General features: G+C 39.7%; 11 protein-coding genes. 5 read left to right on the top strand and 6 right to left on the bottom strand.

Going from position 1 to position 14,660, the window contains the following annotated elements:
* Positions 1 to 9: 9 nt before the first annotated feature.
* Positions 10 to 3,120 carry a SusC/RagA family TonB-linked outer membrane protein gene (locus ABTV71_RS03870; protein ID WP_433902304.1) on the bottom strand — a complete coding sequence of 1,037 codons (3,111 nt, stop codon included), beginning with the start codon at positions 3,118 to 3,120 and terminating at the stop codon, positions 10 to 12.
* 25 nt (positions 3,121 to 3,145) lie between these two features.
* Positions 3,146 to 4,312, bottom strand: coding sequence for an ROK family protein (locus ABTV71_RS03875; protein ID WP_433902305.1), 1,167 nt, complete (start codon positions 4,310 to 4,312; stop codon positions 3,146 to 3,148).
* Positions 4,313 to 4,561: 249 nt separating this feature from the next.
* Here ABTV71_RS03875 and ABTV71_RS03880 point away from each other — a divergent pair, with 249 nt between their 5' ends.
* Both ABTV71_RS03880 and rpsO read left to right on the top strand, forming a co-directional pair.
* Positions 4,562 to 5,776 (top strand): acyltransferase family protein, encoded by a 1,215-nt coding sequence (locus ABTV71_RS03880; RefSeq protein ID WP_245971366.1) that lies wholly within the window; start codon positions 4,562 to 4,564, stop codon positions 5,774 to 5,776.
* A 102-nt stretch (positions 5,777 to 5,878) separates the two neighbouring features.
* Positions 5,879 to 6,157: a 30S ribosomal protein S15 gene (gene rpsO / locus ABTV71_RS03885; protein WP_104385015.1), complete on the top strand. Its 279-nt coding sequence runs from the start codon at positions 5,879 to 5,881 to the stop codon at positions 6,155 to 6,157.
* A 115-nt stretch (positions 6,158 to 6,272) separates the two neighbouring features.
* On the opposite strand, the gene ABTV71_RS03890 is transcribed toward rpsO, so the two are convergent.
* Complete coding sequence (locus tag ABTV71_RS03890; protein WP_433902306.1) at positions 6,273 to 6,932, bottom strand: DUF6266 family protein; 660 nt, start codon at positions 6,930 to 6,932, stop codon at positions 6,273 to 6,275.
* A gap of 615 nt (positions 6,933 to 7,547) precedes the next feature.
* On the opposite strand from ABTV71_RS03890, the gene pnp reads away from it, so the two are divergent.
* Complete coding sequence (gene pnp, locus ABTV71_RS03895) at positions 7,548 to 9,734, top strand: polyribonucleotide nucleotidyltransferase (RefSeq protein ID WP_121125524.1); 2,187 nt, start codon at positions 7,548 to 7,550, stop codon at positions 9,732 to 9,734.
* A gap of 89 nt (positions 9,735 to 9,823) precedes the next feature.
* Positions 9,824 to 10,279 carry a hypothetical protein gene (locus ABTV71_RS03900; RefSeq protein WP_433902307.1) on the top strand — a complete coding sequence of 152 codons (456 nt, stop codon included), beginning with the start codon at positions 9,824 to 9,826 and terminating at the stop codon, positions 10,277 to 10,279.
* A gap of 37 nt (positions 10,280 to 10,316) precedes the next feature.
* Here ABTV71_RS03900 and ABTV71_RS03905 read toward each other — a convergent pair whose 3' ends face one another.
* Both ABTV71_RS03905 and ABTV71_RS03910 read right to left on the bottom strand, forming a co-directional pair.
* Positions 10,317 to 10,643 carry a DUF493 domain-containing protein gene (locus ABTV71_RS03905; protein ID WP_433902308.1) on the bottom strand — a complete coding sequence of 109 codons (327 nt, stop codon included), beginning with the start codon at positions 10,641 to 10,643 and terminating at the stop codon, positions 10,317 to 10,319.
* A gap of 76 nt (positions 10,644 to 10,719) precedes the next feature.
* Positions 10,720 to 13,002: a GH92 family glycosyl hydrolase gene (locus ABTV71_RS03910; protein WP_433902309.1), complete on the bottom strand. Its 2,283-nt coding sequence runs from the start codon at positions 13,000 to 13,002 to the stop codon at positions 10,720 to 10,722.
* 143 nt (positions 13,003 to 13,145) lie between these two features.
* Here ABTV71_RS03910 and ABTV71_RS03915 point away from each other — a divergent pair, with 143 nt between their 5' ends.
* Entirely contained in the window at positions 13,146 to 14,156 is a 1,011-nt protein-coding gene (locus ABTV71_RS03915) for a LacI family DNA-binding transcriptional regulator (RefSeq protein WP_121125520.1), read from the top strand.
* Here ABTV71_RS03915 and ABTV71_RS03920 read toward each other — a convergent pair.
* The gene (locus ABTV71_RS03920) at positions 14,146 to 14,616 is read right to left on the bottom strand and encodes a methionine-R-sulfoxide reductase (protein ID WP_433902310.1); all 471 of its coding nucleotides are present in this window, start codon (positions 14,614 to 14,616) and stop codon (positions 14,146 to 14,148) included. The two genes, ABTV71_RS03915 and ABTV71_RS03920, sit on opposite strands and share 11 nt — an antisense overlap.
* Between the last annotated feature and the right edge of the window lie 44 nt (positions 14,617 to 14,660).

Raw genomic sequence — 14,660 nt, forward strand, 5'->3', positions numbered from 1 at the left:
TAATTCAGATTAAAAACCGATGGATAAGTTTAAGAAATAAGAACGTGAAGTCGGAAATGATAAATATTCAAATCCAGTTGCATTTGAGCTTATCGCATAAGTGGATTCTGGATCTACGCCATTTGCATAACTCTTTAACATCGCTAAATTGTTGACCGATACGCCGACTTTTGCATTTTTTACGATTGACGATTTTAGAACGGATTTTGGAATCGAATAATTTAATTGTAAATTCCTAATTCTCACATTCGTGGCGCTGTAGATATTTTGTTCTGAAATTCCTAAATTGCCTGTGGAGGCGGCAACTGCTTTCCAATAATCTTCTGGTGTAACCTCCACTTTGCTTTGTTCGTATTTTCCGTTATTTAAGATAACGCCATCAACAACAAATTTATCACGATTACCATTAACTACTGTTTCGGCGGAGGATCCACTCAGTTGCAGTGCTTGTTGTGTTCCAGAAAAAAATTGCCCGCCAAAGCGTCCATCTATCTGGAAGCTCAGACCGAAATTTTTATAGGTGAAAGAGTTCGTTAGACCGGCAAGCGCCCGAGGAGTTTGATCTCCTAATAAAACCGGATCTCCTGGAGCATGTTGTGGTAGACCGGTTCCGGTTAGTAAAAGCTTACCATTATTCAGGTCATTCGGGTCCTCAATACGTAGGAATTTTCTACCGTAAATTGCTCCATATCTATCGCCTTGGGATGCGTAGATAAATGTGTTATCAAATCCGCCAAGTGTTATGCGTTTAGATTCTGGGTGCAATTCAATAATTTTATTGATGTTTTTAGAAATGTTAGCATTTATATTCCATTTAAAATGCTCTTTTCTTATTACTTCTGCATTTAATGTTATTTCAAATCCTTCATTCAATATGTTACCAGCATTCGCTTTGAAAGATTGATAACCCGAAAGATTATTCATTGGAATATTAATCAGCTGATTGGTGGAGTTGTTTTTATAATAGGTCAAATCAAGTCCGAGCCTATTGTTAAGAAATCTTGTCTCTAAACCTACTTCGATTGATTTTTGAAGTTCGTTAACAACTCTGTCATTAAAAAGAACATCCAGTTTTGATGCAGTTGTATTATTATTTGGATCATTTCCGATCTTATATGTATTATACAGTTGATAGGGGTCCATATCCCGCCCCGTCTCTGCGTAAGAAGCCCTAATTTTTGCAAAGCTGAACCAAGCCGGCATGCTGCCTGATTTATTAATTAAATCGGAAATAACCAACGATGTACTAACCGATGGATAAAAATAACTGTTTAGATCGGGGTGTAATGTTGATGTCCAGTCATTCCTCCCTGTTAAACTAACGTACCAAAAATTATCATAATTAATATCAATATTCCCATAGAAAGAGTTTATTTGCTTTTTGCTAATACTCTCAGTGAAGCTTGGATTTCCAATATTATTATTTATTGCAAATAGATTTGGAACTCTTAAACTACCCGCCCCGGCACTTAAAGATGTACGGTTACGTTCCATAATTTGTCCGTAAATTGCTGCGCTACCACCCCATTTTCCGAAAAGATTATCTTTTCTAGCTTGTAAACTGACGATGTAGTTATTTTCATAAAACTTGTCGGTTCCTGTACCATAAGAATTGTTAATATGTGAACCTGTATAAGTCTTATTCTCATTTTTAGTTGAATAATTATCGGACCCTACACGCACATCTGCACTTAACCAGTCATTGAAATCGTATTTGACGGTCGCATTCATGAGGTAACGATCACGGGTGTCACGGCTCAGTTTGTTACTCGCAGCCCAATAAGGATTAATTCCTGAAGTTTCGAGGTACCATTTTTGTTTGACTCCCAATTCATCCATTCCGTCTTTAAATTGCGTAATATCTAATGTTCTGGGAAAGGTCAGGAGTTGACCATAATAGTTGCCCGGATTTGACCCGCCCACAGCTCGGTTGTAGGCCATATTGCGCATATATTGTACTTTAATGTCTGTAGTCCACTGATTGCGTTGACCGAATTTTGCATTTACGCGGTTGATCAGATTTAAACGGTTTAATTTTTGACCAGGCGATTTACTATTATCGTGAAGGTACGTTGCAGAAGTATAAAGATTGACTTTATCTGATAGGGCTTGTTGGAAATTAATGTTTTGCGTAGTACTGAAACCTGTTTTGAAGAAATTTCCGATATTATCATACGCTCTAAGTGTGGTCTTGGAACCGTCCCATAATTCAACTTCCTGGCCTGTTATTTTCTCTCCCCAAGAACTCGTAGAGAGCTTTCCAAATACTCCTCCCTCACCCTGAGAGAATTCACTCTGCAGTTTTGGAGTCATAAAGATGTTCTCGATACCGGTGATGGTAGAGTAGGAAATGCCTACGCCGTCTTTTGCTTTACCACTTTTGGTGGTGATTAAAATAACCCCATTGGAAGCCCGAGATCCATAAAGTGCAGATGCCGCACCACCTTTCAAGACCGACATGCTTTCAATGTCTTCAGGGTTCAAGTCTCCGAGACCACCACCCATATCTGCTGTTGGATTCCAGAAATCGTTATTTGATGCGCCAACAAAGTTGTCCATAGGTACTCCGTCGACGACAATTAAAGGTTGGTTGTCACTCGATATCGAGTTGAATCCCCTAAGAATAATTTTAGAGGAGGAAGAAGGTCCCCCAGATCCTTTAATAACCTGAAGACTGGATACTTTACCCGAGAGTGCATTAGCAATATTATTTTCTCTTGCATCAGTAAGGGCGCTGCCTTGTATGTCTTGAAAAGAATAACCTAAGCTCCTCTTTTCTCTTTTTACCCCCATTGCTGTGACAACAACCTCACCTAAGGTGGATTCGTCATTTGACAGACTAACATTAATCGTTTTAGTTGCACCAACCACAATTTCTTGTGGTTTATAACCTACCAAGGAAATACGTATGGTCTCGCCTTGAGCAGCTTGGATACTAAATGCCCCATTTGAATTCGATTGGGTAGCCCGAGTTGTCCCTTTTACAGAGATCGTAGCTCCCGATAATGGCCCCTTGGCATCTGAAACTGTTCCAGAAATGCCTTGCTGTGCAAAAAGCGATGTAGCACTGAAGAGTGTGCACAACGCTAAGCCAGCTGTTTTTTTGTAGAATAGACTCATTGTTTAGTGTTTAATTTGTTAATAATTATTTAGTTAGGATCCTGCCGATATGATTTTCTGCGACAATAGCAGCAGTACCCTTTACCTGGGCATGTTTGTTTAATTCAGACATCTGGATTTGTGTGGTCTTTGCAATTTCAGGTATACAAAACTCGTTGATTGCAATCTGAATCTGCGGATTCAAAATGCGCCCCAATTCGGCGCCTCTGCCACTGACAATAATTTGTTTGGGATTTAAAATGTGAATCAATGTTGAAATTCCTTTCCCCAGCATATAGCCTATCTTTCCAAGATTGTTAATGGCTATCTGGTCTCCCACATTGGAGGCTTCAATCAGTGCATCGATTTTGTTGAGATTACTCTTAACAAATGTGCTATAAATGGAATACTCATTTTTCTCGATATCATTTTCGGTATTCCGAATAGCCGCATTCAACGAAGCTTCTACCTCTAAGCATCCTCGTTTGCCACAAGAACAGAGCGTATTGTTATCAGAAAGTGGGATATGACTAAATTCGCCCGCAAATCCTGATTCTCCCTTAAATACAGTTCCATTAATAATAATCCCTAAACCAACGCCCCAATTTAGGTTGATGATCAAAGAATTTTCGATGTTTTTTGCCAAGCCAAATTCTTTTTCAGCAAGTGCTATGCAACGCGAATCATTTTCGATTACTGTGGCGACCTTGTATTTTTTCTCTATTTTATTTTTGATCTTATAGAGTGGATGGGTGACGGGATATGACTCGTTGACACCAAGTTCCGAATTCACAAAACCGGGCATGCTGAGACCAATACCAATAAGCCTATCAAGGGGGACGGCAGAGGAAGTTAAGATTCGCTCAACTTCTGAAAGAAGTAAGTCGGAGGAATTATCGGATTGTAGCTCCAATGGAATATCGCGATGTTCAGCGATTATATTTTGGCCTAAATCCGTCAATGTGAATGTCGAAAAATATTGATCGGCAGATATCGTTAATATATGGAAATTCAATGATGGGTTAAGTGCAAACTGTATTGGGCGCCTTCCTCCGGTGGATTCAGCAAACCCGCATTCGACAATTATCTTTTCCTGCAAAAGGTGATTGATAACCTTTGTGATCGAAGGTGTACTTTTCGAAAGCTTTTTTACCAACTCTGCTATAGAGAGTGCTGTATCAAAATAGAGGTTTTTTAGTATTTCTTTTTCCATTGGTATTTGAAATTCTTCATAAAAGCTGGTTAAACTTTTGTTAAAGATATGTTAAAAAGAATTCAAGTTCCAAATACTTTTTAAAGTTTTTTAAAAAGTATAGCTTTTTTATATAAAATCGGTGTGAACATATTTTTATTGTAACAATTCTATTTGCAAAGTGTCCTTCCCGTTTATGCCATTTATATAAACATTATGCATAAAAATGAATTCTGTAATACCTATATTTACGAACTAATCACTTAATTTATGATGAAACAACGTTATTATTCCTTGGATGTATTTCGTGGAGCTACTGTGGCGCTGATGATTATGGTAAATAATCCGGGGACATGGGCGCATATGTTCGCGCCGCTGAAACATGCAGCCTGGCATGGCTGTTCTCCTACGGACTTGGTTTTTCCGTTTTTTCTATTTGCGGTAGGAAATGCCATGTCCTTTGTGATTCCCCGATTACAGGAAGCTGGTCCTGCGGTTTTCTGGAAGAAGGTGCTTAAACGCACGGTCTTAATTTTTGCAATTGGTCTTTTTATTAACTGGTGGCCTTTTATTAAATGGGAAGGAGCAGAGCTGGTTCTTAAACAATGGGTTGATCCCAGTGATCCGAGCCGGGGCATTCGTATTCTGGGCGTATTACAACGTATTGCGATTGCCTATTGTTTTGCATCCATATTAGCGTATTATTTTAAAGAGAAGGCGATTATTTGGATTTCTGCTGGTATATTATTGTTGTATTGGGCTGTTTGTGCAATGGCAGGGGGAGCTGATCCGTATAGTTTAGAAGGATGGTTTGGAACAAAGTACGATATCGCTATCTTGGGTGTGCCCCATATTTACAAAGGAGAAGGTGTTCCATTCGACCCGGAGGGATTGATGAGTACCTTACCGGCGATCGTGCAGGTTGTGTTTGGCTATCTGGTCGGTGTGTTTATCAAGAAGCAAGGACAGGTGGACTGGTTATGGTCTAAGGTGCCTGCTTCAAACGAACCTCATTTTAAATTGTTGGCGGGGATGTTTGTGACTGGTTTTATCCTTGTTGTTTTGGCTTGGGTCTGGGCGCTCGGTTTTCCGATCAATAAAAAAATCTGGACAAGTTCGTATGTGCTTTATACAACGGGGCTTGCTACAATGACTATTGGTGGTATGATCTGGTTTATAGAAGTGCAGGGCGTTAAAAACAAATTGACGCAATTTTTTGATGTGTTTGGCAAGAATCCTTTGTTTATATTTGTACTGAGTGGAATTTTGCCACGTTTTCTGGGGTTATTTCGAATTTCAGATGGCGTAGCAGAAGATGGAACACAAAAATATATAGATGCTTTCGCTTGGTTTTATAAATATGTCTGTGCCAAAGTTCCCGGAATTCCAGAAGTTGGTTCTTTCGTCTATTCGCTGTGCTTTTTGACACTCATGTGGGTGATTTGCTACTGGTTGGACAAGAAGAAAATATACGTGAAAGTATAGTAAAGGTGAGGAGGTTATGAAAATGGATTTGCCAATCTGAAAAAAAACACTACCTTTGCACGCAATTAATAAATTTTTTAACGCTTTAATATTATTCAAGAGATGTATTTAAGTAAAGAGTACAAAGCTGAGATCTTTGCAGAATTTGCTGGATCAGCTACTAACACTGGATCTACAGAAGGTCAAGTTGCTTTATTCACTAAGAGAATTGCTCACTTAACTGAGCATTTGAAAAAGAACAGAAAAGATTTCGGTACACAACGTGCCCTACAAATGTTGGTAGGTAAACGTCGTTCATTATTGGCTTATCTTTACAAAACAGATATTAACCGTTACCGTGCGATCATCAAAGGTCTTGGTTTACGTGATATCATCAAATAAGCTTTTGTACAAAGGTTTTTAGGGAAGCCATCCAAATTTTGGATGGCTTTTTTTTCTGAAAGTGTCTGATTTCTATTGGTCAGAAAGAACCTTCAATTGATTTTCATAGCTGCGGTCAAATCTTTATCTTGCCCAAGTGCAGACTGTCTGTATTACCTCCACCATAGCTCTCTACAAAAAATATATACACTTCATAAGTCGCTTCCTTTGTATGTTCTGGAATATTAATATCTTGTTTGCCAGCTATTAAGCTATTTTTCGAGTCGTTCGTCAAAAGAGGATATTCAACTCCATTATCCCCTGCGCTATATAGTACTAAGAAGGAGTCGTAAGACCTTGTGTCAAACTTCTTCTCCAGATAGGCATCATATTCCCAAGTAACCTGAAGCACTCCGTTTTCTTGATCGAAATCCATCGTGTAAGAAGTGATGGGGTTGGGGCTTCCTTTGGCAACCATAAATTTCTTCCAGTCAACTACAAAACCGTCTCCTTCCTGCATAAGTGCTTCGTTCAGATTATAAGACATCGCACCATCATATGCCCGCTTTGGATAGCTGTACGCCTTATAGCCTATCTTGATGATCGGATTTAACATACTAATATGTGACCTCACAATTTTGAAGCGTGTTCTACTGAGCAGCTGTTCAGGACTGGGCTTCCGTTTTTTAACGCGAGGGAGAGAGCGTACATAATTTCCTGTTTTCGTCAACACAAATACAACAGAACCTGCTTTCCCGGAAACAGTTCCATTAACGCCATTTTTGATAATTGCCATAACTAACTGATTAGAAAATAGATAATCAAGATAGACATTAAAACCGAAACATCCTAATACCAAATTATACCTAATAACAATTTTTAATCAATTTTTAGACAGTAATCAGTCAGTGGTTATTCAGTTTATACTGAGTTATCACTGAACCATCACTGAACAAACACTGAACAATTAATGTTAAAAGGTAGAATTTGATCCCTATTTGATCATAATGTGCTGTCTTTAAAATTAAAAGAGGAAAAAGGAAAGGAGCTAGGCTTGTGTAACAAAAATGCCCAAATTTAAAATCACAATTTCTGGCTTGATAAGTTAGATCTAAATATATTAAAAGCATCCAAGGTCCGATCTTTTCTGGATGGGCCGTTGTTATTCGGAAAATATTCAAAAAAGAGTACTTAAAAAAGGCACTCGAAGGTGCTTTTTTAAGAGCAGATTTCCAAAGAATGTCATCGGATGCTTCAGCTCCCTGTGGCCTGAGTATTGGCTTTGCATATTTAGCCCGATGTTAATTGCATTAATCTTAATATTTTAATTTACCTTTGTGCTGAAATCTAACGTATTTAAAATATAGGCACGCTGCCAACAAGATGAAAAGCGTGTCAAAAATAAGATTAAATGAATTACAACGAAATTAAAACAACCATCGATATGGGTAATGGCACCCAGATCGAATTGTCTACAGGAAAATTGGCAAAACAGGCTGATGGTGCTGTGGTATTAAAACAAGGTGATACGATGTTGCTTGCAACTGTCGTTTCTGCCAAAGAAGCTAAATCTGGTGTTGATTTTTTACCACTTTCAGTAGATTATCAAGAGAAATATGCGGCTACTGGCCGTATTCCGGGGGGCTTCCTACGTCGTGAGGCTAGATTATCAGACTATGAAGTATTGATTTCTCGTCTGGTAGACCGGGCTCTACGTCCATTATTCCCTGAAAACTATCACGCAGATACACAAGTTGCCATCAGCTTGATCTCTGCGGATAAAGATATTATGCCTGATGCGTTAGCGGGTCTGGCGGCTTCCGCTGCTATTGCAGTTTCTGATATTCCTTTTAACGGTCCTATTTCAGAAGTTCGTGTAGCAAAAATTGATGGTCAATTGGTTATCAATCCAAAATTATCTGAACTTGAAAATGCAACTTTAGAATTTATCGTTGCCGGCTCTGCACAGGATATCGGTATGGTGGAAGGTGAAGCAAAAGAAATTTCCGAAGCTGAAATGGTAGAAGCAATTGCTTTTGCTCATGAAGCGATCAAAAAACAAATCGCAGCACAGGTTGAATTGGCGAATCTAGTCGGTAAAACTGTAAAGCGCGAATATAACCACGAGCCTGAAAACCTTGAATTGAGAGATTCAATATTTGCAGCTACGTATGATAAAGTTTACGCTATCGCAAAATCTGCTTCAGCGAAACATGAGCGTTCTGAAAATTTTGCGAAGATCGCTGAGGAATATAGAGCAACAATGCCAGAGGAATTGGATGATGATACTGCATTCTTATTCAAAAAATATTTCCACGATGTTCAGTATGATGCTGTTCGTAACCTTGTCTTGGACGAAGGAATTCGCTTGGATGGCCGTGATGTACGTACAGTACGCCCGATCTGGTCTGAAGTGGATTACTTACCAGCAGCACACGGTTCTGCCGTATTCACACGTGGTGAAACACAGTCATTGACTTCGGTTACTTTAGGTGCTAAAGACGATGAGCAAATGATTGATGGTGCTTTTATCAACGGTTATAACAAATTTATCCTTCACTATAACTTCCCTGCGTTCTCAACAGGTGAAGTAAGACCAAACAGAGGTCCGGGCCGCCGTGAAGTTGGTCACGGTAACCTGGCGATGCGTTCATTGAAACAAGTATTACCTGCGGATAGCGAAAATCCGTATACAATCCGTGTGGTTTCGGATATTTTGGAATCCAATGGTTCATCCTCAATGGCGACTGTATGTGCCGGTACATTAGCTCTTTTGGATGCTGGTGTGAAGTTGAAAGCTCCTGTATCGGGTATCGCAATGGGATTGATCTCTGATGAGAAAACTGGTAAATATGCAATTTTATCGGATATCTTGGGCGATGAAGATCACTTGGGTGATATGGACTTTAAAGTAACTGGTACCGAAAAAGGTATTGTTGCTTGTCAGATGGACTTAAAAATCAATGGTTTGAAATGGGAAGTGTTGACACAGGCATTGGATCAAGCGAAAGAAGCGCGTTTACACATCTTAGGTGAAATGAAGAAAACCATTTCTGCTCCACGTGAAGACTACAAACCACATGCACCTCGTATTGTTCAGTTGTTGATCGATAAAGAATTTATCGGTGCTGTAATTGGTCCAGGTGGTAAGATCATACAAGAAATGCAACGTGAGACGGGTGCAACAATCTCTATCGAGGAAGTTGATAACAAAGGTGTCGTTCAGGTATTTGCAGACAATAAAGCCGCAATTGATGATGCTGTAGGTCGTATCAAAGCGATCGCTTCTAAACCTGAGATTGGAGAAACTTACGAAGGTAAAGTAAAATCAATTATGCCATTTGGCGCATTCGTCGAGATTATGCCAGGCAAAGATGGTTTATTGCACATCTCTGAAATCGACTGGAAGCGTCTTGAAACAATGGACGGTATTTTCAAAGAAGGTGATAAAGTAACGGTTAAATTATTGGATATTGACAAACAAGGTAAAATGAAACTTTCTCGTAAAGCTTTATTGCCTCGTCCTCCAAAAGAAGATAAACCAAAACAAGATAAGCCGAACGGCGAAGCTCCCGTAGTTGGTGCCGGACAGGAATAAGCTTATATGAATTACTATAGAAAAGCCCGCTATGTAGCGGGCTTTTTTTTGTGGGCTTAATTTGATTAACTTAGTGCTATACTTTAATTATGATCCGAATATATTGTTTTCTGTTTTTATCGGTATTATATCGGCCGGTTGTTGCGCAGGTATCAAAAAATACTGATACAAGCCATATCTATACCGCCGTGGACATTTTCCTTGTACCGAGGAGCGGGATGGATAACTTTAAGATCCATTGGCTAAATTATCTAAAAGAAGCTAAGCGGGATGGTCGGTTGGAAAAAGCGATACATGCTGACCATATATTTGAGGTATTCGTCACAAAAAACGGGGAACTATTGGGCAGGAAAAGTGGTTCTGAAGATCGAGTTCTACTTGATTTTCTAACAAGGCAAAAAAGATGGAGTCCGGGGATTCAATCGGGGCGCCCGATATGTTCTCTTTTGAAGCTCAAAGTCCCGAAAGAATTGTTTGATAAGGTAAGGATGGAAGAACTGGTTGGTCAAGGCGATTTGGTCAGGCAGGAACTTCTTGAACAATAAACAAAAGAGGCTGTCATTTCGACAGCCTCTTTTGTTTTTATAGCATAATAACGCCTTTTATCTTGGATACTTCTTTGTAGAAGTAAATGACCTGATCTGCATCTTTTACATTTACATTAACCGTGATCGAGGTGTATTTGCCTGTTTTGGAATCCTTGAAGTCAAAACGTGCATCAGTATCATCAAATACACTTTGGATCTGATTGAAATGATCTTGATCTTTTGGTAAGATAAATTTGTACGTATAGTCTTTTGGAAAGGTTTCCAAGTCCTCTAATCTCTCTTTAAAAGTTTCATAGAAGTCTTTTGGATTATCACCTCCGTCGGGGATGTCTTGTATGTTGATGTTTTTGTAATCTGCCATTTTTTGTTCTCCTTAATTTATACAGTAAGGTGTTAACAAATATTAATCCACGAATGTTTTGCTGACAATTTTTCAGTTAATTATTGTCAATACTTGATGGCCTGTCTGCTTTATTTTTTCCAAAGTTCTTATTCGGCGTGGCGCTCATCTCAATTTCCATCTGACCACCCTGCAGCAATTGTGCATGTGTGATAAAAGTCTTGCTGTAAGGTTTTCCGTCCAGTTTGATGGATTTGATGTACTGGTTTGCTTTGCCTTGGTTTTTCACCGTTATTGCTAGGGTTTTGCCATTTGGCAAATTAATGTTGGCCTGTTCCATCATCGGCGAGCCAAATACATAAACACCGCTCATCGCATTCAACGGATAGAATCCCATCGCGGAGAACACGTACCATGCGCTCATCTGGCCGACGTCATCGTTACCACAGAGTCCTGCTGGTGTGTTTGTGTAAAACTCAGTCATTGCTTTACGTGCTAAGGCTGCACCCTTCCATGGCTGTCCCGCATAAGCATATAGGTAAGGAATATGATGGTTGGGCTCATTACCCTGTGCGTATTGGCCGATTAGTCCCGAGATATCTGGTGAGGCTTCACCGCCCAAATCCGAGGACATGGTTGTGAAGTAATCCAGTTTCTTCAAAAATTGTTGTTCGCCACCAAAAAGACTGATCAAGCCTGTCACATCTTGTGGTACCAACCAGGTATATTGCCATGCGTTTCCTTCACAGTAATCATTCTCACGGTGCTTGGCCATTAGCGGATCAAAGGGACGGCGGAAGTCGCCATTAACTTTTTTGCCGACAAAGTGGCCAACTTCTTTGTCGAAGTATTGTTCGTAAAGTTTATAGCGTTTTTTGAAATAGGCAGCGTCTTCGTTTTTACCAAGTTTCTCTGCTATTTTATAAGCACCAAAATCAGCGATAGCATATTCCAGTCCCCAAGCGACCGATTCATTCGGCATGCTGTCAATAGGGATATAAGTCAGGTCACGTGCGTATTTTAGGCCGTGATCATTACCCATTGCTGTGGTCTTGACAGCTTCCCATACCAAAGGATAATCTTTCTCGTCAATGATTCCTTTTAAGAATGCATCGGCGATCACTGGAATAGCTGGCAGGCCGACCATGGTATTGGTCTCATTTCCCTGCAGATGCCACATCGGTAACTTCCCTTGTTGTTGATAGATCGCAAGCATGGTTTTGATAAAATCCTGATTGATTTTGCGGTCCTCAAGGATGGTCATCAGTGGATGAAGCCCACGATAGGTATCCCATAGGGAGAATACGGTATGATTTACAAAATCTTGCTTTTCATAAACTTGCTTATCCGTACCCAAATAATCACCGTTTGCATCGTTGAAAATTGTAGGGGCGAAATAGGTATGGTATAAAGCGGTATAGAAGATTGTTTTTGTATCCTTATCTGCTTCAAACTGGATTTTGTTTAAGGTTTTATTCCAACGTTGATCGGCTTCTTGCTTTACTTTTTCAAAATTCCAGCCTGGAATCTCCGCATTGATATTATTTAAGGCATTGGTAGAGCTGACGGGTGAAATACCGACTTTCAGTTCAATGTTCTTGTTTTTAGCTGCATCAAAGAAAAGCGCTGCTTTGATGGCTTGTCCTTTGAAGGTTGTCTGACCGAATTTTTCGTCTTTGCCATCAAAGAATCTAACCTTTTGGACAGGCTGAGAAGTTTTTATAGCAAAGTATAGCTTTTGGTCACTGGCCCAACCGGTGGAAAAACGATAACCAACGAATGTAGAATCATTGACCTGTTTGATATAGGTATCAGTTGGTTTATCCCAATTGATGTGATAACCCAGATCAACTAAAATATGGGCATTGTCTGTTTTTTCGTATTGGTATTGGTGATAACCAACTCTTTCTGTTGTTGTTAGATTCGCCTGAACGTTATAGTCATCCAGATACACACTGTAGAATCCGGGTTTAGCGACTTCATTTTCTTTTTTGAAAGATGAACCATAACCTGTATTCATCTTATTGAATTCTGCTGGGGTTAATTGCAGTTTGCCATTGGCCGGAACGATCATCAGATCATTGAGGTCACCTATACCTGTTCCGCTCAGGTGGGTGTGGGTGAAACCCAGTATTTCCTGACTTTTGTAATTGTAGCCGCTGCACCAATCCCAGCCATTGAATTTGTCCCAGATCTGTGGGATCTGCGTTGGGCCAAGCTGTACTGCACCTAAAGGTACATTGGCTCCGACAAACACGTGCCCGTGATCTGCTGATCCAATAAATGGATTGACATATTGTGTTAAATTTTGCTGAGCTTGAACGCAAAATGGTAAAATTAGCGTGCCCAACACTGTTGTGATGAGTTTATTTCCTATCATAGGTTTTGTGTTCGGGTATTTGAAACTGCCTAAAATTAGTAAATAAAACCTTTTAGCGCAATTTTATTATTATTTTAGTAAATTGTCGTTAAATTTTTTACTTTAGTAATCTTCGAAATAAAAACTAAACAAACCTACTCTACATGAAGAAACGTATTCTGATCAGTGATATCGCAAAGGCGTTGGGAATTTCTGTAACTACAGTATCCTTTATTTTGAATGACAAGGCAAAAGAGAAGCGTATCAGCGAGGCGTTGACCAAGCGCGTATTGGATTATGTCAAGAAAGTAGGGTATAAGCCAAATGAATTGGCGAAAAGCTTGCGTACCGGAAAAACCAAGATATTGGGTTTGATTATCGAAGACATCTCGAATCCATTTTTCGGTAATATCGCACGTCTGATCGAAAGCAAGGTTTACGAGCAGGGATACCGCATTATCTATTGTAGCACAAATAACGATGTGGACAAGGCGAGGGAGTTAATTCAGATGTTTTACGACCGTCAGGTCGATGGCTTTATTATTACCCCATCAGATGGCTTGGAAGATACTGTTAAGCAATTGCAGCAAAGTAATATACCCGTTGTACTCTTTGACCGCTATTTTCCGAACCTGGAAACAGATTATGTAGGGGCTGACAACTTTCAGGGGGCCTTTGATGCCACCAATCATCTGTGTCAGCAAGGGTATAAACGTATTGGCTTTGTGTCCTTATATTCTGACCAGACGCAGATGAAAGAACGCTCAGATGGTTACCTGAAAGCAATGGATAATAACAAACAGCAAAGTTTTATACAGAAGGTGCAAATGGATGCTTCAGATGACGAAGCAATGGAGTCATTAAAAGATTTTATTTGTGAAAACCGTCTGGATGCTGTTTTATTCTCGACCAATTATCTGGCGATTTCGGGATTAAAGGCTTCGAAGAAATATAATTTTGCCATGCCTGCGATGATCGCCTTCGATGATCATACTGTATTTAAATTACTGGAGCCATCCATCACTGTTGTTTCACAGCCGATCAAGGAGATCGCAGAAAATCTGATCAATATACTTTTACTTCGATTACAGGGAAAAATAAAAGCAACACGTAAGCTCGTGTTGCCTTGTGAATTGAAAATTCGTGAGTCAACGAAAGCAAAGGCTACTTTGTAGTATCCGCTACAAATTTCATTGAAATAGAATTGACGCAATGGCGCGTGTTTTTTGCCGTGAAACCTTCTCCAAGAAAAACATGCCCCAAATGCGCACCACATTTAGTACAGAGAATTTCTGTGCGGCGTCCATCTGCATCTGTGATCCGCGTGATTGCTTCAGGGATCTCATCATCAAAGCTCGGCCAGCCACAACCAGATTCAAATTTTGACTCCGAACGGTACAGTGGACTATCGCAACGTCGACAAATGTAAGTTCCTTTCGCTTTGTTATCCAAAAGTGCACCCGTAAAAGGACGTTCCGTCCCTTTATGCACAATCACATATTCCTCTTCTTTGCTTAACGGGTTGTATTTTTTATTCGTTTCCATTTTCGTAGTCTGTTTAATGTTCTGCTGCCCCTGACAGGAATAGCCTATGAGGAACAAACAGATACAGTAGCTATATAATAGCGCTTTCATACCTATAAAGTTACGAAATTAATATGGAAAATGTTTTTTTTAGT

It is taken from the genome of Sphingobacterium puteale, from assembly GCF_050986225.1.
Taxonomy (GTDB): Bacteria; Bacteroidota; Bacteroidia; order Sphingobacteriales; family Sphingobacteriaceae; genus Sphingobacterium; species Sphingobacterium puteale.

Coding starts and splice junctions, on each gene's coding strand:
- ABTV71_RS03870 (WP_433902304.1), bottom strand. CDS start 3,120: ATGAGTCTATTCTACAAAAAAACAGCTGGCTTAGCGTTGTGCACACTC.
- ABTV71_RS03875 (WP_433902305.1), bottom strand. CDS start 4,312: ATGGAAAAAGAAATACTAAAAAACCTCTATTTTGATACAGCACTCTCT.
- ABTV71_RS03880 (WP_245971366.1), top strand. CDS start 4,562: ATGATGAAACAACGTTATTATTCCTTGGATGTATTTCGTGGAGCTACT.
- rpsO (WP_104385015.1), top strand. CDS start 5,879: ATGTATTTAAGTAAAGAGTACAAAGCTGAGATCTTTGCAGAATTTGCT.
- ABTV71_RS03890 (WP_433902306.1), bottom strand. CDS start 6,932: ATGGCAATTATCAAAAATGGCGTTAATGGAACTGTTTCCGGGAAAGCA.
- pnp (WP_121125524.1), top strand. CDS start 7,548: ATGAATTACAACGAAATTAAAACAACCATCGATATGGGTAATGGCACC.
- ABTV71_RS03900 (WP_433902307.1), top strand. CDS start 9,824: ATGATCCGAATATATTGTTTTCTGTTTTTATCGGTATTATATCGGCCG.
- ABTV71_RS03905 (WP_433902308.1), bottom strand. CDS start 10,643: ATGGCAGATTACAAAAACATCAACATACAAGACATCCCCGACGGAGGT.
- ABTV71_RS03910 (WP_433902309.1), bottom strand. CDS start 13,002: ATGATAGGAAATAAACTCATCACAACAGTGTTGGGCACGCTAATTTTA.
- ABTV71_RS03915 (WP_121125520.1), top strand. CDS start 13,146: ATGAAGAAACGTATTCTGATCAGTGATATCGCAAAGGCGTTGGGAATT.
- ABTV71_RS03920 (WP_433902310.1), bottom strand. CDS start 14,616: ATGAAAGCGCTATTATATAGCTACTGTATCTGTTTGTTCCTCATAGGC.